Genomic DNA, 20,959 nt, shown 5'->3' with positions numbered 1-20,959 from the left:
TGAATGATGAATATAGAAAGCATTAATCAGAATATTATGACGATGCGTTTTTCGCGTGATGAGTTTGGTGTTCTGCGAGGTTGTGCGGCGGATGTTACTGAGCCTTCATTGATGGAAAATGATTATGATATTTTCGCTTCTACAGGTTGGACTATTGAAGAAGCAGATGCATTTTTTGATAAAATACGAAAAAAGTACGATTCTGCTACGCATGAAACCATTGTGTATTCTTTCACTAAGAATGAGGTGAACTATTTGATTCAGATTCTCAAAGACACCGTTGAACAAATAGGTGTCGAGTTTCAGACCGTCATAGGTTATTGGCCCGAAGAAGCCACTCTTCTGCGAGCAGAGCTAATGGCTGCTGTTGCGGAGTAGTATATTCCTAAGGATCCTCACGAGAAATCAAGAAACCCTAACCTCTAGGTACTTAACATGAAAACGTTATCGAATGAACTCTCCGCGCATCTCGCGCAGGAGACCCTTAATCTTGCGCAATGTTGGAAACTTACCCGTCGTGATGGCGTGGTGCTTGGTTTTACGGAGCATGATGTGGATATTGAATTTGAGGGCGTTAGCTACAAAGCCTCAAGCGGTTTTACGCCCAGCGCGATTGAGAGCCAATCTTCGCTGGCGGTGGATAATCTCGATATTGAAGGCATGCTCGAAGATGAGAGCATCACCGAAATTGACATTCTCGCTGGTCGTTATGACTTTGCCGAGGTGGAAACCTTTCTCGTCAATTATACCGATCTGACACAAGGTAGTTTACGGCTACGCACCGGGTGGTTGGGTGAAGTACAGCTCAATAAGCAGCATTTTATTGCTGAGATGCGTGGCTTAACACAAAAATTGGCCCAGCATATTGGTGAGCTTTATTCGCCCGTTTGCCGTGCGCATTTGGGTGACGTTCGTTGTGGAGTTGATGTTGCTAGCTTCATCGAAATAGGTGCGGTGACGGCTATTACAACGGCCAGCACTTTTAGCGATACAGGGCGTATTGAGACGGCGGGAACTTATGATCATGGGCTCGTTACCTTTACCTCGGGCGCAAATAAGGGCCTCTCGCGCGAAGTGAAGTTCTTTATCGCCGGTGGAGAGATTCGCACGGCATTACCGTTTCCGCATAAAGTGGAAACCGGCGCTACTTATACCATCACTCAAGGCTGCGATAAGACGCTCACAACCTGTGTGACCCGCTTTGGTAATGCGATAAACTTTCGCGGGGAGCCGCATGTGCCTGGAGTTGATAAACTGTTGCAAACGGCATCGACTCGTCAGGCGTAAGGTGGCTTAAAAGCATGGATGTCAGAAAAACCTTGTCCGTGAGCGCGGTTAGCTTAGTCTTACCTTATGTTAATACGTAATATCTTAGCGGGCATTTGCTCAACCTTGAGTATTTCTTCTTCGGAGCTTTATCGCTATCCATATCGCAGCGCATCGGAAGCGTTTGCTGGCGATTGGAAACGTATAGGCAAAGATATTGAAGCAGGGATAGAGGAGCTGGTCACCGATGGCGACACCACAGCAGAATAAAGGCAAAGGCGGCCAAAATAATCGTGGGCGAGGGGGCAATAATCCATTGCCGCATCCAGAGATTCTGGAAGGCTATGATTACGTCATTGAAGGTTCGGCAGAGCGTATTTTGCATATGTTCGAGAATGAACAAAAACATCGCCATGATTGGGAATCTCGTGCGCTACGCGTGCATGGGGTGAGTACGATTCTAGGGCAGGTTTTGGGGTTCTTTATTGCCGTGGCCGTGTTTGGCGCCGCAGTGGTGATTGGGCTTTATGGCGATACTAATACCGCCGCATTCATTTGGGTGTTTGGTCTCGCGATTATCGTGATGGCTGGCTTGGTTTGGACTTATGCAAAATCGATGGGGCAGCGCCCGCTATTCGCGCGTCCTGCTATGCGCCAGAGCTTCAGACCTGAAAAGAAAGATGCGAGGAAGTAGGTTTCGATTAGCTCATTGCCATGCCAGCATTTTGGTTTGGCTGGGTCACGTTTGGAATGTTAGTAGAAAATACAATAGCGTTTGCTTCGGTCATTATATTATCACCTGTAGTGTTTATAGATTTATTAGCGTTGGCGATAGCACCGGCGTTTTCTCTGAGGATAGTTCCCATATCTTTCGATGTAGTAACCACAGGAGGTGTAGTAACCACAGGAGGTGTTGTAGTAACCACAGGGGCTGTTCCGCCTAACAATTCTTCGACTGATTTTTCTTTGTTGGCGTCCGCTTCTGCGCCTGGCGCTTGATCTTTTCCATTTTCCAGCTCGCTATAATTATGAGCCGCCGTCGTGACTTGGTCGTATCTCGCCTCAAGGTTCTTAAGTATTTCAGGGTCTTCAATGAATTGTCCTGCCACCTTTTTAATCTCGGGTCCATTCTGTTCTAAATATGCGCCTAGGTCGCCTGTTTTCATGCCAAAAGCGGTTGTAGCCATCCCTGCGAGAGCGGTATGTAATTTTTCATCGTCCCCTGATTTTAGCGCGGTAAAAGCATTTGATATAAGGCTTGCCATTTTAAGAAATTTAGCCACACCAGTTTTGGGAGCGGACTTTTGCTCATCCGCGAGCCTATCAAGCTCTGCTTGCTCTATAACATGTTGACGCTCAGCTTGTGCTTTTAACATGGCACCTGCTATTTCATCTGCGTTTGGACCAAACCAACCCATAATTTTTACTCCTTTATTACCCTTATAGAATAGCAGGTGAATGTGACAGTTTGATTAACGAAACGTGGTTTTTAAAAGAAAAATACCCGCACAAAGCAGGCATCTAACATTAGGATATATAATAGTATTTTACTGAAGTCTGAGTTCTTCGGCTTTCCACTCTTCGCGGGTGAGCTGGTAGGCTTCCGGTAACTCATCTGCATGCATGTCGACATAGGCCGGAACATCGGCATCTTTATCAAATTGCAGCGCCTTGAGTTGGCGGGCATATTCAACCATTTCGGTGATCATTCTCAGGCCAAGGTTATCGCTATATTCCGGATGGAACTGCGTACCGAAGCAGAATGGGTGATGTTTATGCTCAACCGCCTCTACATATTGGCCATCTTCGGTGGTCGCGGTGACAATCAGCTCGGATGAGTTAATGTCATTCGGACGCACGCCCTGATGATGAAGGTGGAGAAGTTCTAAACGACGTGAATTGATCGATTCGAAAGTCTCTTGGTTTAACATGACGCCGATAATAGATTTCGGTTTCACAATTTTAAAGTTAGGGCTTAGCTTGCTGAGCAGTTCTTTGTTCTTTGCGCTAATGCGTTCGAGCAAGATACCTGCACCGTTGCTTGAAATACCTGCGATTTTGCCATTTTCAAGAACTTGATTGGCAAAGTCATCATAGGTTTCAACATGTTGCACAAGTTTTCCGCCTGTTTTGACGACGATCAATTGCATGCCGCCAGAGATGCCTAGTAGGGGGATCTTGCGAGTATGCAATGCGTAATCTGCCATCATCAGTTCCGTTTGGAAGCGTACATCCATTGGCGGAGCAAGGTTGGTGTGACTGTCCACCTCTGTGTCATGATAGGCAGAAGGGGGGATGTCATAAATACTGCCGGGTAAAATAACGGCGTCAACGAAGGTGAGCTTTCGTGTGATATATTGCAAGTGCAGGCGTGTAGCCGTTGCAATTTCTTGATCAAACTCGCGTACTTCATCGAGCGAAGCCGCTTTCCTCACGCGGTTAATTTCCGCTTTGCTCATCTCTTGCGAGGCGAGTAAGCGCTCACTTAAAAATCGGGGGATAATCATCGGCTTGGCGCCGGATTTTTTGATCAGTTCAACAATCTTCTTGGCGCCTTGTGGGTGATTGTCCTCAATCACTGCAATACGTGGCTGGTAGCCTTTTAGTTGTCCGTAATCTGAAATAACATGTCTCACCATTTTAAAATCCCCTTTGTGTTAATTTTTTGAGCTAATCGCTCCGTTATTTATCACTCTAGCAAAGAAATATTACCGTACGATGACCGAAATATTAAAGATATGTGACAGTGCCATTATTGAAGCTGCGAGAGGGTGGATTGATACGCCATTTCACCATCAAGGGCGGGTAAAGACTGTAGGAGTAGATTGTCTCGGGTTACTCATAGGAGTCGCTTCAGAGCTTGATCTTCGTGATATAGAGGGGCGTTTTCTAGCTGATTTTGATGATTTAGCTTACGGGCATATGCCGGATGAGAAAAAACTCTATGCGGGTTTGAGAGAAGCGCTTATTTCGACGGAAATTCTAAAACCGGCCTCAATTGCTTTATTCCGAATTGACGGTACTGCACGGCATTTAGGTATTTTAGGTAAGAAAAATGGAGTTTTTACACTTATTCATGCTTATGCGCCTGCACGCAAAGTGATCGAACATCGGTTTGATCAAGAATGGGCAGAGAAGTTGGTGGAATTGTTCGTAGTCGTTCAGTAAGCGTAGCGTAAGACGAGCCCAGCGCTCCAGTCTTTATCTTTATGCTTGCCGCCAGCTACACTCCAAGAGGTGCCTTCATCATCGCTGTAAAGTTCTTTTTCGGCCATTACTTGGCGTTCGCGCTTCATCACCTTAAAATGAACTTTGTCGGTATCTTCTGCATCGGTAATGCGAGCAAAGGTACGGTAATGCGCGGTTCTCTCTTTCGAAACATAAAGGCTGAGGCCATTATTGCTACAAGAGGTCAATAATAGCGAAAAAGTCACAATAAATAATTTCTTTACCATAAAATCACTTTAACAGAGAAATATTAAGCTTTTGTTAAGGCTTCTCTAAAATGTGAAAAAAAAATCATTTAAAATCAAACTATAAGGAAAATAGTGATGGCAAGTCTCGTTCTTGGCGCAGTCGGTAGCGCTGTTGGCGCAAATACATTTTTAGGCGCAGGCCTTGGAGCTGCCTTAGGGCGTGGGGCGGGGGGATTAATCGATAATACGTTATTTGGCAGTAGCGTGCATCGTGAAGGTCGCCGATTAGAGGAGCTTTCGGTGCAAACTTCGACCTATGGTGAGTCGATTCCGCTTATTTACGGTTCAGCCCGTTTAGCAGGCAACGTTATCTGGGCGCGTCCCTTGAAAGAAGTGGCCACTACCACGGAAAGTGGAGGCAAGGGAGGCGGTGCAACACAATCGAGTACGCAATTTAGCTATTTTGCGAGCCTCGCTATTGCGATTTGTGAGGGCGAGGTTGATTCCGTTGAGCGTATCTGGGCGGATGCGGCGCAGTTGGATCTCTCGCAAGGCACGTACCGCATTTATTACGGTAGCGAGGATCAACTGCCAGATGCGCTGATTCAGAGCTTTGAAGGAGCGGATTTTACGCCGGCTTATCGCGGGTTGGCGTATCTGGTGGTGGAAGATTTCCCACTCGCCGCTTTCGGTAATCGAATTCCCAATTTTACGTTTGAAGTGAAGCGAAAATTACTGCCAAACGAGATAAATGAAGTGCCGTTAGAGCATCACCTGAAGTCGATGATCATGATCCCCGGCTCTGGCGAATTTGTGTATGACACGTTGGTGCAGGCCAAACAATCCGGAGAGCAGGCGGGCGATGAATTCGCGCAAACGGGCTTTGATGCACGCATTAATATGCATAATAATCAAGGCAAAGCGAATGCGCTCGTCGCCGTCGATCAGTTGTTAGAGACCTGTCCGAATCTTGAATGGGTCGGGCTCGTTGTGACATGGTTCGGCGATGATATGGATGCAGGAAACTGCACCCTCAAACCCGCAGTCGAATATAAAGGGGATGCACGCACCACGCCCGACACATGGGGTGTGGCCGGCTATACGCGGGGCACTGCACCCCTCATGACCCTTATCGATGGCGTGCCGCGATATGGCGGGACTCCTTCTGATACGGCACTTATCCGTACGATTGATGAGCTGAAATCGCGCGGTATTAAGGTGATGCTCTATCCGCTCTTCTTTATGGATGTGGCGGAAAAACCGTGGCGTGGACGCGTGACAGGCGGCAGTCTTGATGTTGCGGATTTTTTCACAAAAACACATGGTTATAACGAGTTCATCAGCCATTACGCTAGTTTGACGAAAAACAAAGTGGATGCTTTTGTCATTGGCTCCGAAATGATTGGTCTGACTAAAGTCACCGATGGTGTAGGTACATTCCCTGCCGTCAATGAGTTGGTTAACTTGGCCGCCTATGTGAAGGGCGTGATGGGGGCGGGCACCACCCTTACCTATGCGGCAGATTGGAGCGAATATCACCATACCCAGGGCGGTTGGTATAATCTCGACCCACTCTGGGCCTCGCCTAATATTGATGTGATCGGTATCGATGCTTATTTCCCGCTGACCGATGGATCTGCGGATTCTATCAGCTTGCAAGATGCGGTCGATGGTTGGACGCGCGGTGAGGGCTATGACTGGTATTACTCGGATGTTGAACGTACGGTTCAAACGCCTCTTACGCCAGAATTCGCATGGAAAAATATTGATTATTGGTGGAAAAATACCCACACGAATCCAGATAGCATTGCAACAGCTTGGGTGCCGGAAAGTAAGCCCATCTGGTTTACGGAATTTGGTTTCCCAAGTGTGGATGGCGCCTCCAATCAACCGAATGTCTTTTACGATCCGAGCTCATCGGAGAGCTTCTTTCCGCACTTTAGCCAAGGGCGAATCGACCCAGCGGCGCAACGGCAGGGCTTACTTGCGACCGAACTGGCATGGGCGGGTTCGACCATGGTGCCAAATCGTTTTGTCTGGACATGGGACGCACGACCATTCCCTTATTGGCCGGATTTGCGCTCTGTTTGGGCCGATGGTGATTTATGGAAAACCGGCCATTGGGTGAACGGAAAACTTGGTGTTTCCGGGCTTGCGGCGATTATATTAGAGCTCTGTCAGCAGGTGGGGCTGGATAGCTCGCAGGTGGATGTGTCGCGCTTGCAAGGTACGGTGGAGGGTTTCTTAGTCACTCGCCAACAGCCTGTACGTGAGGCGATTGAATCTCTTATGGGGGCTTATTTCTTCGATGTGGTGGAATCGGACGGGCGGGTAAAATTCGTGCCACGTGGCGGTTCCGAACAGCTTACCATTTCGCAAGATAACCTCCTGCCAGGTGATGCGATGAATCAACGATCGCTGCTTAATATCACTCGCATGCAAGAGGTGGAATTGCCGCAGCAGGTCAGCGTGATTTATCTCAACCGTTCTAGCCATTACCAAACGGGGCATCAAATTGCGCAACGCATTCATGTCGATAGTCAGGAGAAAGCGACGCTGAATTTCCCGATTGTGATGGGGCAGGGGCAAGCACAGCAAGTGGCGGAAATCAGCCTGCATACTGCGTGGGCTGGCCGTACCCAATTCGCATTTGAATTGCCGCCGCGCTATCTGGCGCTGGAGCCGTCGGATGTTATCACGCTGCAGATGGATGGCATTAGCCATAGTGTACGTATTACGCAAACTACATTAGGTGAGGGCTATGGAATTCAGCTGCGTGCTATCTTGGAAGAGGCGGCTACCTATGATGCATATGCTGAACTCGAAACGATGGAGGAGCCGGTACTGCCGGTTCTCATACCCGCAACAAAGTTGAAGCTCTTGGATATTGCACTACTACCAGGCGACGATGTGATGCAAGCGTCGTTACGTGTTGCCATGGGCGCTCAAGGCGAGGATTGGAGCGGTGCTCTGCTCTATCGTTCATCGGATGAGGGGCAATCCTGGCGTTCTGGCCTGAGCACGGATGAACCAGCCATTTGCGGAACGATGCTGAGTCTGCCTGCGAGCGATACCAGTATTGCCACCCTCGATAACCGTTCGGAAATGGCCGTGAATTTGGTGGGGAGCGGGACGCTCGCATCCACCACGCAATCTGCACTCCTCAATGGTGCGAACGCGGCGTTAGTCGGAAATGAGATTATTCAATTTGCCTCAGCCGAGTTGATCGCGGCGGGGAAATATAAGCTCACGGGTTTGCTGCGTGGACGCCTCGGCACCGAGCAGGCGATGGCGGCTCATACGATCGGGGAGCGCTTTGTGTTGCTTGATGAACGTGTGTTGAAAGATAGCGATTCCAGCGCACTTATCGGCCTGCCACGTGATTATCGCAGCGTAACGCTCGGCAGCACGTTAGGGCAGGTCGAGTCGGTCAGTTTTACACATAGCGGTGTGGGTTTGAAACCCTACGCCCCGGTGCATGTGAAAGGCATACGTGATGCCAGCGGTAATCTATTAATCGAATGGAAACGTCGCTCTCGTGCGGAAACCAATTGGCGCGACCTCGTCGATATTCCGCTGAATGAAACATCAGAGCATTACGAAATTGACGTACTGGATGGCACGGATGTGGTGCGAATACTCACCCGTTCAACCCCGCAAGCAACCTATAGCGAGGCAGATCAGATCGTCGATTTCGGCGCGGCGCAAACGAGTATCTCTCTTCGTATATACCAACTCTCCGCTGCCATCGGGCGCGGCTATGCAACCACTCTAACGCTTTAAATTTGAGGACTTATTATGACCCAAACATCAAAACTTCAACTTCCCTATATTCTGACGGCGCAGGCGCAGAAAGAGGTCACGCATAATGATGCACTGAATCTGCTGGATATCTTTACCCGCCCTACCGTATTGGAAAGGGATAAAAATACGCCGCCCGTTTCTCCAACCGCAGGCGATTGCTATGTTGTGGGCGATACTCCCACCGATGCCTTTATCGATCACGCGCAGGCGATCGCCTGTTACACGGTGAATGGCTGGGTGTTTGCGCCTGCCTTTAAATGGTTGGATGTGGTAAATGCGGCCGATCAAATGCGCTATGTGTTTGATGGCTCGGCTTGGGTGCCGTTCGGCCTGATCATACAAGATAGCGGCGAGTATCTACGTGTGGAGCGCTTGGGCGAAGCAGTCGCACTTACTGGCGCTTCGACTGATACCACTATTCAAATCCCGAACCGTGCGACCGTGCTAGCCGTGAATGCGCGTGTTACAACCGCCGTGATGGGAGTAACCAGTTTCGATATCGGTGTGAGCGGCGATACAGCCCGCTATGGCGATGATATTGCCATCACACTTGATACGACTAATATTGGTATCACTCAGCATCCTCAGGGCTATTACGCGGACACCTCAATCACCCTTACGGCCAATGGCGGTAGCTTTAGTGGCGGCGTAGTAGAGCTCTCGATTCAGTATCTTTTGACTCGCGGAGCATGGAGTTGGTAATGAACGGAAGGCGTATCATGGGCGAGGCAGATATCAAACGTATCGTCGCGCAGTCGGTTGAAGAAACGCTCGGTAATTTAGGCTTCACTCCCGGCAGCCCGCATGAGGTTCAGGCCGATCAAATCTACCTGCGCAAAGCTCGCCAAGGCAATGACGAAGTTGCCAAATGGGCTAAGCGCTCCATTCTCGGAGTGGTGTTTTCCGGCCTGTGCCTCGCCGTGTGGGAGGGGGTGAAGCAGCTGTTGAATCATTAAAAAGGAAGGCCAGTAGGCCGACCCAGCCTTGAGCATTGGCGAAGCCAATAGTCCATCGTCGAGCCCAGTAGGGTGAGCGGGCCAATAAAATAAAGGAACTATTCTATGATTACTATTTTCAGTTCGCTCGTTGGTTTTATCAGCGCGGTTTTTCCCGATATTCTTAAACTATTTCGTGATCAGCAAGATCGCAAACATGAATTAAGAATTCTCGAATTGCAGATGCAGCAGCAAGCGCAAGGTCACGCGCAGCGGTTAGAGGAAATTCACACCCAAGCCGATATTGCCGAGGTAGGCACGATCTATAAAACCTATCAAACCAACATTGAATGGGTGGATGCATTAAACGGAACCGTCCGCCCCGTGCTCGCCTATGCGTTCTTCGTGCTTTATGGTTCGGTCAAGTTGTTGCAATTTGTCCTCCTGCCCGAAGCGCCGCTGCCGTGGCAAGTGCAGGGCTTATGGACGCTAGAAGATCAAGCCATCTTCGCCGGCATCATCAGCTTCTATTACGGCCAACGCGCGATGAGTAAATTTCGGAGGGGGCGGTGATGAAAATTTCCCTCTTAGCTATTAAACTGATTCAACATTTTGAGGGATTTGAGCCGCAGCTCTATCGTGATGCGGCAGGGTATTGGACGATCGGTTATGGGCATTTGCTGCGTGAGGGGGAGGGCTTTCGTAGGGGTATTACCCACGCGCAAGCGACGCAATTATTGCGTCAGGATGTGCGGATGGCGGAGCGAGCAGTTAGTCGTTTGATTGGTGTGCCGCTCTCACAATCGCAGTTCGATGCGCTGGTCAGTTTCACGTTCAACTTAGGTTCGGGTGCATTGCAGCGTTCGACGTTACGGCGGAAAGTGAACGGGCAGTATCACGGCGAAGTGCCACCAGAGTTCTTACGTTGGGTGTGGGCAGGTGGACGAAAGCTAAAGGGGTTGCAGCGTCGAAGGCAGGCTGAGGCAGTGCTCTATAGCGCCATGAATCGGGCGTAATCGAGCTCGGTGAGGCGAGTTTTGAGGAGGCTTGTGCCATCGTCATTGATTGTCTCTTCGATGATTTCAGCATGTTCGTGCAGCCATGCGCGTTGTCTGCCATCTTTAGGTTCAAGCTCAATATGGTAGATATCATAGCCTAAAAGATCTTGTAAAATCTCGTCTATTTCTTCGAGGAGCTCATCGACTCCGTCACCGTTTAAGGCGGAAATTCCATGGCCATCTTCTTGAACTTCAGGCATGAGATCAATTTTATTGAGTACTTCTAAAACCGGCTTTTCTTCATCACCCAGTAGTTCTGTGATGATGGTATCGACTTCGTCTTTTTGCGTTTCGGTATCGTCATCCGAAGCATCGCGAATATGCAGTAATAAATTCGCTTCGACCACTTCTTCCAAAGTCGCACGGAAAGCGGCGATGAGTTCGGTCGGCAGGTTAGAGATAAATCCTACCGTATCGGATAAAATGATCTCGATGCCCGATGGTAGTTTGAGCATCCGTAAAGTAGGGTCGAGCGTGGCGAAAACTTGATCTTCTACCAGCACATCCGCATCAGTCAGGCGGTTGAACAGAGTCGATTTCCCGGCATTCGTATAACCGACAAGCGCGACAATAGGGTAAGGGATTTTACGGCGACTCTCACGTTGTAGGCGGCGAGTGCGCGTGACTTGTTCGAGCTGCTTTTTCAGTTTGACGATACGGTCGTCGAGCATCCGTCGATCCGATTCGATCTGCGTTTCACCCGGGCCACCCATAAAACCGGAACCACCCCGTTGGCGCTCTAAGTGAGTCCAGCTGCGTACTAAGCGACTTTTTTGGTAACTGAGTGATGCGAGCTCAACTTGCAACGTGCCTTCTTTCGTCCGGGCGCGCTCACCGAAAATCTCCAGAATCAGCGCCGTACGATCAATGACTTTACAGCCCCATGCGGTTTCTAGGTTGCGTTGTTGGATAGGGGTAAGAATCGTATCGACCATAATAAGATCTAAATGACGTGTAGAAAATTCCTCACCTAAATTATCAACGGTGCCTTTGCCAAAGAGGGTGCTTGGGCGTTTTTCGCGTAAATTTACTTGGCGGATATATTCAGGTTCTAGTGAGATCGCATTGGCGAGGCCAACGGCTTCACCCTCACGGTTTTCCATTGAGCGTTTTTCGCGCCCCGGTTCGTAAGGGATAATAATGCCGCTGCGGAGGGTGCCCATTAAGTTGGGCTATACGCTTTCAGGGATGCCCTGATACTCATCCTCATACTCAGAGACTTCCGCTTCTTCGCCTTCATAGAAGGTGACAGGGCCAGCAGGCACAACGGTTGCGATTGAGTGCTTGTAAACAAGCTGCATTTGCGGTCCGCGACGCAGGGTCAGGCTGAAATTATCAAAGCCTGTAATGTTACCTTGAAGCTTAACACCGCTCACTAAAAATACGGTCACAGGGACTTTCTTTTTACGTAATGTGTTAAGGAAAACGTCTTGGATGTTTTGGTTTTGATCTTTGCTCATTTTTCTTCTTACCCTCTCGGGAGTTCTTATTATTTTTTCGCACTATAGTAAGTAATACACTAAAATAAAAGCAAATTATTGCATTGTGCTTTTCAGGGAGCTTTAGGCTGCCCGAGTGAAGATGCGTTCTGCATCGCTACTAAGGGTGTCATCTAGGCGATAATTGGCTTCCACAAAGCTTTCTAGAGGGTTGTTGGAGGTGAGTAGATGGCGAGTCATCATCCCGCGAGCACGTTTTGCAAATAGGCCTACCACCTTCATTTCGTTGCCTTTTATCTCCTTAAAGACGGGTGTGACGAGTTTGCCCTTCAGCTTTTTCGTATTGATGGCTTTGAAATATTCGTTCGAGGCGAGGTTGATAATCGTATCCGATCCGCTTTGCTCGAGTTCCTGATTAAGAAGTTCGGTTATGCGATCTCCCCAAAACTCATAAAGGTTCTTGCCGCGTGGGTTTTGCAGTCTGGTTCCCATCTCTAAACGGTAGGGCTGCATCAGATCAAACGGACGAAGTAAGCCGTAAAGCCCGGATAAAACCCGCAGATGCTGTTGTGCTTTGTTAAGCGCGTCCGTATCAAATTGCTCAATATTGAGGCCGTCATACACATCACCTTTGAAGCTGAAAATACAGGGGCGGGCATTATCCTTTGTAAAAGGCGTTTGGAAACTTTGATAGCGATCATAGTTTAGGGTGCCTAGCTTTTCGCTAATTTTCATCAGCGCGCTCATATCATTGGCTGATTTGCCATGCATAATTTTTGCAAGTGTTTGCGTATGTTCCAGTAACTGTGGCTGAGTCGGCGTAATCGCGGGATAGGGTGCGGCTTCTTCAAGCGTCTTACTGGGGGAAAGTAGAATAATCATGGTGTTCGTTTTTCAGTTCAATTAACATTGACTCTATGCATAGCAAATTACAGCCACCTCGCACTCTTTTTTTATCCGTTTTGCTGGTGCTTTTTCTATCGGCCTTTTATTGGCTGGAGGATGCAAAGCCGCATAAGCTGATATTTTATACCATGCTGGTGGTATTTGCCTTCACGGCGTTTCGTCATAAATTGCAGCTGACATTCTGGCGTGAGGCGTTAGGCAAAACGTTGATTGCCTATTTTCTTTATCAAATACTTAGCCTCAGCTGGAGCCCGATATTTTCGGGCGAAGAGTTCGGCGAAGTGGTGCGTAAATCAGCTCTAACCTTGGGGTTCGTTCTAGTTATTGCGACGAGCTTACGTGAGATGAGTCAGGAATGGTTCTTTAAAGCGATTACAATATTGGTTGGAATTGCGGCGATAAGTGCTTGTCTCACGATGGCGTGGGGCGATGTGCCGTCCATGCCTATGGGGCGTTTAATTGGCTATGGGCGTGCGTTGAATGCAAACCAAGCGGGTACGCTCTATGGGCTTATACTGATACCCGCCCTATGGTTGCTGTTAGAGGCAAAACAGGAGCGGCGGCTTCTCCCCGCGCTTTGTTGGATGTTGCTGCTGGGTGCTTTGTTGCTCACGCAAAGCCGAGGCGCATGGCTCGCAGCATTGGCGGGGCAAGGTTTATTGCTACTGTTACAGCCAGCGATCTCACGAAAAAATCTTTTATATATCTTTATCACAGCGCTTGCTGCGGTGTTGATTGCAGGTATCGGTATCGACTGGACGAGTATTATTGAGCGGATGGACGGGTATCGTCTATTTATCTGGCAGCATGCTCTGGGCGATGGTTGGAGCCAATCACCGCTTACCGGGCTTGGTTATCGAACACCGTTTTCACTCACTTTGCCTTATGGTGAAACCATTTATCAAACCCATAGTATTTATGTGGCTGCTCTCTACCAGGGTGGGGTGCTGGGGTTAGGAGTGCTCTTGGCCGTTTTTGTGATGGCGAGCAAGCGGCTCTGGCAATCGCGCGCCAAAGCAGAGGCGAGACTGATGCTGGCTCTCTTGGCCAATGCCGCTCTTTTCGGTGCAGTGGATTATGATATATTACTAGTGAATTCCGCGCTACAATGGCCGCTCTTTTGGCTGCCGATTGGTGGAGCGATCGCCGTAGCAATGAGAAGCAAGTAGGGGCACTTGATTATGAGGAATCCATATTTCAAGGATAGGTTGGCAAGGTCAGCCCGTCGGCAACCTGGCGAAGCATGTGCGGTTTGTGAGTACCGCGATGCAGTGAGAAAACCCTAATGCATATTCTTCACACTGTTTTTACGAATGATTTGGGTGGCACGGAGCGCTATGTGGCGGATCTGGCCAATGCACAGATTTCGGATGGGCATCAAGTATCCGTAATGATTCGCGGTAACCGTCAGACGCGCAGCGAAGACGCCTTTTTGAACTGGTTGGATGCTAAGGTTAAGCTGATTACATTGCCTAGTAGTTGGTTGTTTCTACGTTGGCCATTGCTGCCTATCTGGAATCATTTGCGCCAGTTAAAGCCGGATGTGATCCATACTCACCATGGCCGTGATAGTCGTTATCTGGCGAAGCTTGCAGGGCGGATACCTGTCGTAGGCTCTTTGCATATGGGCTATCGTCACAAAGATTATCAGCGCCATAATGGCTTGATTTGTGTTTCTAACTGGCAGCTTGCAACGATCCCTCTAGAGCAGAATGCCCCGCGCGCCGTGATCCCAAACTGGGTGAAGGAAATTGAAGGTGACGGTGAGGTGAATCATAAAGAGTTACGTGCTTCCTTGCATCTTACGGATGAGACAATTCTCTTTGGTTCCGTGGGGCGTCTATCGGCTGAAAAAGGCGCTGACCTGTTAATTGAGGCGTTCAAACAGGCGGATATCCACAACAGCCATTTAACCATCTTTGGTACCGGTGAGGAGAAGGTTTCGCTTGAAGCGCTCATAGGCGCGGCGACGAATATCTCACTTATGGGGTATGAAGAAAATATCCGTCCGTGGTATGCAATATTTGATGTGTTCGTGCTGCCGTCACGTAAAGAGAGTTTCGGCCTAGTGTTGTTAGAAGCGATGGATGCAGGGTGCCGGATTATTGCCACTCGCACTGATGGCGCGGTGGATCTTCTAGGTGATAATAAAGAGGTGTTTATGGTGGATGTAGATGCCTTGCAGCAGCTCGCGTCCGCACTTGTGACAGCCGCGAATATGCCGCGTCAATCTATCGAATATTCGGAATTAGAGGCTCACCGTTTGCCGCAAGCGAGTGCGGCGATTATGGAATTCTATGAGCGTCTACGAGCCTAAGAGGGTGCTACGAACGTCATCCAGCATTCCGGTAACACGTTCAATGGCAAAGTATTTCGCGCGTTCCAGTCCAGCTTTCTGCAACGCCTTGCGCTTTTCTTCATTGGTGATCACTTCGCGCAAGGCGCTCACAATCGTTTCGGGTAATACGATTTCGAGTGGGTAGGCTGCATCGGCGACGACTTCTTTCAAACCGCCGCGTACCGAACTGATGGTGGCGCATCCGCAGGCCATGGCTTCCAATCCTGTACGGCCAAACGCCTCATTCCACTGTGAGGGAATGACGGCAATGGCGGCTTCTAACGTGGCGTCCATTGTTTCGCCGTGACTGCAAAATCCGCGCATTTCAATCTGTGAATCGACCGACTTTAACGCGTTGATTACTTTGCGCTCATAATCATTGATTTTGGCGTTAGGGTCATGGCGTGCGGCACCGATGAAAATGCCTTTCCAGTCTGGAAATTCGGGTAAGACGGTTTCTAATGCTTGCGCGATATCAAGCGCGCCTTTTTCGGGCTGAAAACGCCCAACGAAAAGGATGTGTTTCTGCTTATTTGGTGGAGAGGAAATTTCATGGAGTCCGTTATAAATGACATGAACCTTACTAGAGTCACCGTTCGTTCCATCTAAGAATCTGTCTCGAATATACTCGCTAACACAGTAGATTGCGGAGCATTTCTCAAGTAGTACATCACGCTCTTTTGCTGTTTTTGCATAACGCATTGTTTGTGGGTCATTATGTAAATGCAGTGCGATAGTGCCTTGCCATTGCTTGGAAATATGATGCACTAAGATGGGGCGGTTATGCACTTCCAAAAGCTTCGGAGAATTTACTTTTAAGCGTTTCACAATCGCTTTGGCATAGGCTTTATTCTGGCTACGAAAAGGGATCTTTAAATAGCGTACGACCTCATAAGGCATATTGGTAAAAGGTTCCGTATCCACCCCGCCAAAGATGTGAGTGTCATTGCGGTATTTGCTATATTCGGTAAAGTCGCGCACGCATAAAGCGATGGCTCCAAAATGCGAAAGGCCAAACCCCTCACGCAGCGGCAAAACAACTTGGATATCAGCCATAATTAAGCACGAAGTTTCGCGCCGTTTTTCTCGACATTGGCGATGACTTGCGCGGCCACAGCTTCAATTTCTTTATCGGTCAAGGTGCGGTCAGCTGCTTGCAACGTCACGCTAATGGCGAGTGATTTTTCATCTGCCGCAAGCCCTTTGCCTTGGTAGACATCGAATAACTCTACTTTTTTCACCAATTTATCATCGGCTTTTTGTGCGGCACGTAGGATATCTCCCGCGGCGGTATTCTCGTTTACTACAAAGGCGAAATCACGTTGTACGGCTTGGAATTCTGAAACGATCAGTGCTGGGCGGCTTGATGTTTTCTTCTTCGGGAATGGAATATTGCTAAGGAACACCTCAAAACCGATCGTGCCTTCAGCGATATCGAGCGCTTTGAGCGCGCGCGGGTGAATTTCGCCAAAATGCGCGATCACTTGTTTGCCAAGTGCGAAGGTGCCGGACTTGCCTGGATGATACCAGCTAGGAGCTTCGGCTTTCAGTTGCAGTCGTGATGCATCGAACCCTGCTGAGTTAATTACCGTTTCGACCGCTGCTTTCGCGTCAAATACATCGCTTGCACGTTCATGCTGGCGTAGGCCCTTAGTGCTAAAACTAGGCGCGAACACACCGCTCGCCACTTGTTGCTGGCCTTTTTCGCCAAGTGCGCTGAACTGGAAGCCCACTTCAAAGATCTTCGCTTGGTTGAAACCGCGAGCAGAATTACGGCCAGATGCTTCAATCAAATGCGGCAGCAGGCTAGGGCGCATCTGATCAAGTTCAGAGCTAATCGGGTTTAACAATTTCAGTGCTGCAGGTGCGCCACCAAAAAGCGGTGCAATCTTTGATGAGGTGAATGACCAATGGATAGATTCGCGCAAGCCAGCATCGGCGAGGGCTTGCTTTGTCGCAATCACACGTTCTCGCATTGCATTACGCGGATTTACAGCGGCAGCGGGTTTATCGAGCGCCAATATAGGGATTTGATCGTAACCAACGATGCGTGCAATTTCTTCGGAGAGGTCAGCGGAGCCTTCCACATCAGGCCGCCAAGCTGGGGGTGTCGTATTAGCGCCGTTAAAGGTGAAGCCGAGGGATTCGAGAATCTCTTTTTGTTTTGCTTCCGAGACATCCAAACCGACACGTGCATTGATCTTTTTCGCGTTAAATGGAATCTCATGCTGCCAGTTAATCGGCTTGCCAGTCGTTGCAATCGCACTTGCTGTACCGCCGCATAAATCTTGAATCATCGCTAGCGCCATCTGCGCGCCATCTTCTAGGAAGGTAGGGTCAACCGCTCGTTCAAAGCGGTAACGTGCGTCAGATTCAATCTGCAATTTACGGCCTGTGGTGGCGATGCGGATAGGATCAAACCAAGCCACTTCGAGCATGACATTTTTCGTATTTTCATCACAGCTTGTGGAAGTGCCGCCGATAATGCCACCTAAGCCAATCAGGCCAGAATCGTCGGTGATAGCAATTTCACCGCCTTGTAGGGTGATCCCTTTATCGTTCAAAGCGTGGAATGTTTCGCCGGCTTTGCCTTCGCGCACGCTGATGTCGCCTTGAAGCTTATCAAGGTCATACACATGCAATGGGCGGCATAAGTCAATACTGATATAGTTGGTCACATCCACCAATTTAGAGATAGGACGCAGGCCGATTGCTTTTAAGCGCTGCTGCAGCCATTGTGGGCTCTCGCCGTTCTGCGCATCATGAATCGTCGCATAAGTAAATTGCGCGCAGCCAGAATCTTCAATCGTAACCGAAGCTTTGGGTGCAGCGCCAGTGCTGGGCTTTATGTCGAGGGCTTTAAGTGTGCCGAGGCCCGCCGCCGCTAAATCGCGCGCAATGCCATAAACGCCGAGGCAATCACCACGATTTGGCGTGATGGCAATATCAATGATCACATCGTCAAGCTGCAGTGCATCGGCGATAGGCGTGCCAAGCGTTGCCTCTTCTGGTAATTCCATAATGCCATCAGAATCTTGACCGATATTAAGTTCCTGAGCGGAGCATAACATGCCGTTACTTTCCACACCGCGAATTTTTGACTTCTTGATTTTGAAACCACCGTTAGGGATGATGGCGCCTTCGGTCGCGAGCGCGACTTTAATGCCAGCACGCGCATTGGGTGCACCACACACAATTTGTAAAATTTCTGAACCGGTATTTACTTTGCAAATCTGGAGGCGATCCGCATCAGAGTGTTGCTCGGCTTCTTCGATCTTCGCGACGGTAAACGGAGCGAGTTCTGCCGCCGGCGCTTCAATGCTTTCCACTTCTAAGCCGATAGCAGTTAGCGTCTCGTCAATTTGTTCAATCGAAGCATCGGTGTCGAGGTAATCTTTAAGCCAGTTAAGGGTGAATTTCATCGACGCATCTCCGTCAATTTCTTCGCGGTGAAGCCGTAATGCTCAAGCCATCGGATGTCGCCATCGAAGAAGGTACGCAGGTCGGTGATGCCATATTTCAACATCGCTAAGCGCTCGACACCCATGCCGAAGGCGAAGCCTTGCCATTCTTCAGGGTCTAAATCGCAGCTCTTTAGAACGTTTGGATGTACCATGCCGCAGCCGAGGATCTCTAGCCAATCATCGCCCGAGCCGATTTCGAGCGAGCCGCCTTTGCGGGTGCAGCCAATATCGACTTCTGCCGAAGGTTCGGTGAAGGGGAAATAGCTTGGACGGAAACGGATGGGTAAATCTTTGACGCCAAAGAAACTCTCAAGGAACGCAATTAGCATGCCTTTGAGGTGACCCATATGGATGCCTTTATCAATGGCGATACCCTCAACCTGATGGAACATCGGCGTATGAGTTTGATCTGAATCGCAACGATAGGTACTGCCTGGGGCTAATACACGAAGCGGTGCGCCATGTTGCAGCATCGAGCGGATTTGTACCGGCGAGGTATGGGTGCGCAAAACGGGATGCGTCTCAGCCCCTTCTTCGCCTTGTAGATAGAACGTATCATGCATCTGGCGGGCAGGGTGCGATTCGGCGATATTTAGCGCGGTGAAGTTATGGAAGTCATCTTCAATGTCAGGGCCTTCTTCCACATGAAAGCCGTAAGAGCCAAAAAAGGTGATGATTTCTTCAATTGTTGCGGTGATCGGGTGAAGTGAACCTTCGGCCTTGTCGCGAGCGGGTAAGGTGATATCGACTTTTTCGGTGCTCAAGCGTTCTTCTAATACGGCTTCTTCCAAAGCAGTGCGGCGATTGTCGAAACCGGCCTCTAACTTTGTTTTGATGGTGTTGACCAACTGGCCTACTGTTTTGCGTTCTTGCGGGGCTAGGCCACCAAGAGCTTTTAGCTGGCTGGTGAGCGAGCCTTTTTTGCCGAGTACTTCCACCCGCAATTCTTGCAATGCGTGTGGCGAGCTGGCGCTTTCAATTGCGGTAAGCGTCGTGCCCTCTAAAGCAGAAAGGCTGGCAGCCAGAGAATCCCCTGACATACCAGCCGTATCTTGTGATGCTGCGTTAGCCATAGTGGCTACGCCTTATGCAGCTTTAGCAGTGGTCGTTGCTGTAGCTTTTTCGCTAGCAGCAAGAGCCTTTTTCGCTTCTACAACAATCGCTGCAAATGCTTCAGGTTCGTGAACTGCGAGTTCAGCCATGATTTTACGATCAATTTCGATGCCCGCTTTTTTCACGCCATTCATAAGCGTAGAATAGCTCATTTCGTGTTGACGAGCAGCGGCATTGATACGTTGAATCCAAAGGCCACGGAACGTACGCTTCTTAACCTTACGGTCGCGGTAAGCATATTGCAGGCCTTTTTCAACGCTTTGAATTGCGGTACGGAAACAGCTTTTACTACGGCCACGATAGCCTTTTGCCATTTTGATGATTTTTTTGTGACGACGGTGTGTCTGTGATGATTGTGCGCGAGCCATATTATCTCTCTCTTTCTTATCTCTAAATTATCAGTTACTTGGCGCCGTATGGCATGAACTGACGAACGATTTTTTGATCTGCCTGAGACAGAGGGCTCGTTCCACGAGTTTCACGGATGAAGCGCTTAGAGCGTTTAACCATTCCGTGACGTTTACCTGCACCAGCGGCTTTAATTTTGCCAGTGGCAGTGAAAGTGAAGCGCTTCTTCGCGCCGCTTTTAGTCTTCATTTTAGGCATTTTGCTATCCTTTATATTAGATGCTGAACTTTGATTTGCAGGCATGCCGATTAGCCTACTAAATCAGGAAGTAGCGCTTATAGCGGGGAAGGGGGGGATATGCAAGGGGTTTGTGGAGAGGGGAGAGCGGAAAGAAAGGCAAAAAAGAATCGTCTACCTCTTTCAGGAGGATAGACGATTCTTAATACGTGATTACATCACTTCAATTACATAGCGCCATATTGGGCATATGCTTTAGCCTTCACTTGGGTAATTTGCGTCCACTTCCATAGCGACTGATTGAAGCGCCATACTTTTCCGCTTGCTAATGGTCTGTTAGGCTTTGAGGGTCGCCTCCTGTTTGTAGCTTTAACTTTAGATGTTTTTATTACACCCGTTTTGATGTGTGGATTGCCTGCTACTTGCTTCATTACAGGTTTTACAAATGGCATGTTACTACGAGAGAAAATTGACTTTTTCATAAGATGAAAATTTAAATTATAAAATAAAATTTAGGGGGCTGACACCTAATAATATTCTTTGAGCAACTTTTTCAGGTCTGCCAGTAAGTCACTTGGTGTGCCCATATTAAACCTTCACTCACATTCTTTCAAGAACAGATTAAAATGCTCTTT

At 48.9% G+C, this 20,959-nt stretch carries 24 protein-coding genes; 12 read left to right on the top strand and 12 right to left on the bottom strand.

The features are described from left to right. Positions 1–3: 3 nt before the first annotated feature. From P8P30_04250 to P8P30_04235, 4 genes are all read left to right on the top strand, one after another. On the top strand, positions 4–378 hold the full coding sequence (locus P8P30_04250) for a hypothetical protein (protein MDG1286760.1): 375 nt from the start codon (positions 4–6) through the stop codon (positions 376–378). A gap of 57 nt (positions 379–435) precedes the next feature. Beyond that, complete coding sequence (locus tag P8P30_04245; protein ID MDG1286759.1) at positions 436–1,287, top strand: DUF2163 domain-containing protein; 852 nt, start codon at positions 436–438, stop codon at positions 1,285–1,287. A gap of 66 nt (positions 1,288–1,353) precedes the next feature. After that, positions 1,354–1,536: a hypothetical protein gene (locus P8P30_04240; protein MDG1286758.1), complete on the top strand. Its 183-nt coding sequence runs from the start codon at positions 1,354–1,356 to the stop codon at positions 1,534–1,536. Further along, positions 1,514–1,960, top strand: coding sequence for a DUF2335 domain-containing protein (locus P8P30_04235; GenBank protein ID MDG1286757.1), 447 nt, complete (start codon positions 1,514–1,516; stop codon positions 1,958–1,960). Before P8P30_04240 ends, P8P30_04235 begins: the two co-directional genes overlap by 23 nt. 7 nt (positions 1,961–1,967) lie before the next feature. Here P8P30_04235 and P8P30_04230 read toward each other — a convergent pair whose 3' ends face one another. Next, positions 1,968–2,684, bottom strand: coding sequence for a hypothetical protein (locus P8P30_04230; GenBank protein MDG1286756.1), 717 nt, complete (start codon positions 2,682–2,684; stop codon positions 1,968–1,970). A 129-nt stretch (positions 2,685–2,813) separates the two neighbouring features. Beyond that, entirely contained in the window at positions 2,814–3,905 is a 1,092-nt protein-coding gene (locus P8P30_04225; GenBank protein MDG1286755.1) for a gamma-glutamyl-gamma-aminobutyrate hydrolase family protein, read from the bottom strand. 79 nt (positions 3,906–3,984) lie between these two features. On the opposite strand from P8P30_04225, the gene P8P30_04220 reads away from it, so the two are divergent. Then, entirely contained in the window at positions 3,985–4,434 is a 450-nt protein-coding gene (locus tag P8P30_04220) for a hypothetical protein (protein MDG1286754.1), read from the top strand. Here P8P30_04220 and P8P30_04215 read toward each other — a convergent pair. Further along, on the bottom strand, positions 4,428–4,721 hold the full coding sequence (locus tag P8P30_04215) for a hypothetical protein (GenBank protein MDG1286753.1): 294 nt from the start codon (positions 4,719–4,721) through the stop codon (positions 4,428–4,430). The genes P8P30_04220 and P8P30_04215 overlap by 7 nt on opposite strands. 96 nt (positions 4,722–4,817) lie before the next feature. Here P8P30_04215 and P8P30_04210 point away from each other — a divergent pair, with 96 nt between their 5' ends. From P8P30_04210 to P8P30_04190, 5 genes are all read left to right on the top strand, one after another. Beyond that, positions 4,818–8,465: a glycoside hydrolase TIM-barrel-like domain-containing protein gene (locus P8P30_04210; GenBank protein MDG1286752.1), complete on the top strand. Its 3,648-nt coding sequence runs from the start codon at positions 4,818–4,820 to the stop codon at positions 8,463–8,465. Positions 8,466–8,480: 15 nt separating this feature from the next. Beyond that, a complete protein-coding gene (locus P8P30_04205; GenBank protein MDG1286751.1) occupies positions 8,481–9,188 on the top strand; it encodes a DUF2793 domain-containing protein in 708 nt (235 codons plus the stop codon). Then, positions 9,188–9,442: a hypothetical protein gene (locus P8P30_04200; protein MDG1286750.1), complete on the top strand. Its 255-nt coding sequence runs from the start codon at positions 9,188–9,190 to the stop codon at positions 9,440–9,442. The genes P8P30_04205 and P8P30_04200 overlap by 1 nt, the downstream gene beginning before the upstream one ends. A 105-nt stretch (positions 9,443–9,547) precedes the next feature. Beyond that, complete coding sequence (locus P8P30_04195) at positions 9,548–9,994, top strand: 3TM-type holin (protein ID MDG1286749.1); 447 nt, start codon at positions 9,548–9,550, stop codon at positions 9,992–9,994. After that, positions 9,994–10,437, top strand: coding sequence for a lysozyme (locus P8P30_04190; GenBank protein MDG1286748.1), 444 nt, complete (start codon positions 9,994–9,996; stop codon positions 10,435–10,437). Before P8P30_04195 ends, P8P30_04190 begins: the two co-directional genes overlap by 1 nt. On the opposite strand, the gene hflX is transcribed toward P8P30_04190, so the two are convergent. The 3 genes from hflX to yaaA form a co-directional block, all read right to left on the bottom strand. Then, positions 10,413–11,642 carry a GTPase HflX gene (gene hflX / locus P8P30_04185; GenBank protein ID MDG1286747.1) on the bottom strand — a complete coding sequence of 410 codons (1,230 nt, stop codon included), beginning with the start codon at positions 11,640–11,642 and terminating at the stop codon, positions 10,413–10,415. The two genes, P8P30_04190 and hflX, sit on opposite strands and share 25 nt — an antisense overlap. A gap of 9 nt (positions 11,643–11,651) precedes the next feature. Continuing rightward, positions 11,652–11,939, bottom strand: coding sequence for an RNA chaperone Hfq (gene hfq / locus P8P30_04180; GenBank protein MDG1286746.1), 288 nt, complete (start codon positions 11,937–11,939; stop codon positions 11,652–11,654). Positions 11,940–12,041: 102 nt separating this feature from the next. Beyond that, complete coding sequence (yaaA, locus tag P8P30_04175; protein MDG1286745.1) at positions 12,042–12,800, bottom strand: peroxide stress protein YaaA; 759 nt, start codon at positions 12,798–12,800, stop codon at positions 12,042–12,044. 35 nt (positions 12,801–12,835) lie between these two features. Here yaaA and P8P30_04170 point away from each other — a divergent pair, with 35 nt between their 5' ends. Both P8P30_04170 and P8P30_04165 read left to right on the top strand, forming a co-directional pair. Continuing rightward, entirely contained in the window at positions 12,836–13,993 is a 1,158-nt protein-coding gene (locus tag P8P30_04170; GenBank protein MDG1286744.1) for an O-antigen ligase family protein, read from the top strand. Positions 13,994–14,109: 116 nt separating this feature from the next. Then, entirely contained in the window at positions 14,110–15,141 is a 1,032-nt protein-coding gene (locus P8P30_04165; GenBank protein ID MDG1286743.1) for a glycosyltransferase, read from the top strand. Here P8P30_04165 and P8P30_04160 read toward each other — a convergent pair. The 6 genes from P8P30_04160 to P8P30_04135 all read right to left on the bottom strand — a co-directional run bounded on the left by P8P30_04160 (position 15,130) and on the right by P8P30_04135 (position 20,806). Continuing rightward, the gene (locus P8P30_04160; GenBank protein MDG1286742.1) at positions 15,130–16,218 is read right to left on the bottom strand and encodes a glycosyltransferase family 4 protein; all 1,089 of its coding nucleotides are present in this window, start codon (positions 16,216–16,218) and stop codon (positions 15,130–15,132) included. The two genes, P8P30_04165 and P8P30_04160, sit on opposite strands and share 12 nt — an antisense overlap. Before the next feature lie 2 nt (positions 16,219–16,220). After that, the gene (pheT, locus tag P8P30_04155; protein ID MDG1286741.1) at positions 16,221–18,584 is read right to left on the bottom strand and encodes a phenylalanine--tRNA ligase subunit beta; all 2,364 of its coding nucleotides are present in this window, start codon (positions 18,582–18,584) and stop codon (positions 16,221–16,223) included. Then, complete coding sequence (gene pheS, locus P8P30_04150; GenBank protein MDG1286740.1) at positions 18,581–19,699, bottom strand: phenylalanine--tRNA ligase subunit alpha; 1,119 nt, start codon at positions 19,697–19,699, stop codon at positions 18,581–18,583. The genes pheT and pheS overlap by 4 nt, the downstream gene beginning before the upstream one ends. 12 nt (positions 19,700–19,711) lie before the next feature. Then, complete coding sequence (rplT, locus tag P8P30_04145) at positions 19,712–20,107, bottom strand: 50S ribosomal protein L20 (protein ID MDG1286739.1); 396 nt, start codon at positions 20,105–20,107, stop codon at positions 19,712–19,714. Positions 20,108–20,141: 34 nt separating this feature from the next. Further along, entirely contained in the window at positions 20,142–20,345 is a 204-nt protein-coding gene (rpmI, locus tag P8P30_04140; GenBank protein ID MDG1286738.1) for a 50S ribosomal protein L35, read from the bottom strand. 206 nt (positions 20,346–20,551) lie between these two features. Then, on the bottom strand, positions 20,552–20,806 hold the full coding sequence (locus P8P30_04135; protein ID MDG1286737.1) for a hypothetical protein: 255 nt from the start codon (positions 20,804–20,806) through the stop codon (positions 20,552–20,554). Between the last annotated feature and the right edge of the window lie 153 nt (positions 20,807–20,959).

This window comes from Rickettsiales bacterium (assembly GCA_029252805.1).
Taxonomy (GTDB): domain Bacteria; phylum Pseudomonadota; class Alphaproteobacteria; order Rickettsiales; family JALZUV01; genus JALZUV01.
This window is presented reverse-complemented; position numbering and strand designations above follow the sequence as displayed.

Coding starts and splice junctions, on each gene's coding strand:
- P8P30_04250 (MDG1286760.1), top strand. CDS start 4: ATGATGAATATAGAAAGCATTAATCAGAATATTATGACGATGCGTTTT.
- P8P30_04245 (MDG1286759.1), top strand. CDS start 436: ATGAAAACGTTATCGAATGAACTCTCCGCGCATCTCGCGCAGGAGACC.
- P8P30_04240 (MDG1286758.1), top strand. CDS start 1,354: ATGTTAATACGTAATATCTTAGCGGGCATTTGCTCAACCTTGAGTATT.
- P8P30_04235 (MDG1286757.1), top strand. CDS start 1,514: ATGGCGACACCACAGCAGAATAAAGGCAAAGGCGGCCAAAATAATCGT.
- P8P30_04230 (MDG1286756.1), bottom strand. CDS start 2,684: ATGGGTTGGTTTGGTCCAAACGCAGATGAAATAGCAGGTGCCATGTTA.
- P8P30_04225 (MDG1286755.1), bottom strand. CDS start 3,905: ATGGTGAGACATGTTATTTCAGATTACGGACAACTAAAAGGCTACCAG.
- P8P30_04220 (MDG1286754.1), top strand. CDS start 3,985: ATGACCGAAATATTAAAGATATGTGACAGTGCCATTATTGAAGCTGCG.
- P8P30_04215 (MDG1286753.1), bottom strand. CDS start 4,721: ATGGTAAAGAAATTATTTATTGTGACTTTTTCGCTATTATTGACCTCT.
- P8P30_04210 (MDG1286752.1), top strand. CDS start 4,818: ATGGCAAGTCTCGTTCTTGGCGCAGTCGGTAGCGCTGTTGGCGCAAAT.
- P8P30_04205 (MDG1286751.1), top strand. CDS start 8,481: ATGACCCAAACATCAAAACTTCAACTTCCCTATATTCTGACGGCGCAG.
- P8P30_04200 (MDG1286750.1), top strand. CDS start 9,188: ATGAACGGAAGGCGTATCATGGGCGAGGCAGATATCAAACGTATCGTC.
- P8P30_04195 (MDG1286749.1), top strand. CDS start 9,548: ATGATTACTATTTTCAGTTCGCTCGTTGGTTTTATCAGCGCGGTTTTT.
- P8P30_04190 (MDG1286748.1), top strand. CDS start 9,994: ATGAAAATTTCCCTCTTAGCTATTAAACTGATTCAACATTTTGAGGGA.
- hflX (MDG1286747.1), bottom strand. CDS start 11,642: ATGGGCACCCTCCGCAGCGGCATTATTATCCCTTACGAACCGGGGCGC.
- hfq (MDG1286746.1), bottom strand. CDS start 11,939: ATGAGCAAAGATCAAAACCAAAACATCCAAGACGTTTTCCTTAACACA.
- yaaA (MDG1286745.1), bottom strand. CDS start 12,800: ATGATTATTCTACTTTCCCCCAGTAAGACGCTTGAAGAAGCCGCACCC.
- P8P30_04170 (MDG1286744.1), top strand. CDS start 12,836: ATGCATAGCAAATTACAGCCACCTCGCACTCTTTTTTTATCCGTTTTG.
- P8P30_04165 (MDG1286743.1), top strand. CDS start 14,110: ATGCATATTCTTCACACTGTTTTTACGAATGATTTGGGTGGCACGGAG.
- P8P30_04160 (MDG1286742.1), bottom strand. CDS start 16,218: ATGGCTGATATCCAAGTTGTTTTGCCGCTGCGTGAGGGGTTTGGCCTT.
- pheT (MDG1286741.1), bottom strand. CDS start 18,584: ATGAAATTCACCCTTAACTGGCTTAAAGATTACCTCGACACCGATGCT.
- pheS (MDG1286740.1), bottom strand. CDS start 19,699: ATGGCTAACGCAGCATCACAAGATACGGCTGGTATGTCAGGGGATTCT.
- rplT (MDG1286739.1), bottom strand. CDS start 20,107: ATGGCTCGCGCACAATCATCACAGACACACCGTCGTCACAAAAAAATC.
- rpmI (MDG1286738.1), bottom strand. CDS start 20,345: ATGCCTAAAATGAAGACTAAAAGCGGCGCGAAGAAGCGCTTCACTTTC.
- P8P30_04135 (MDG1286737.1), bottom strand. CDS start 20,806: ATGAAAAAGTCAATTTTCTCTCGTAGTAACATGCCATTTGTAAAACCT.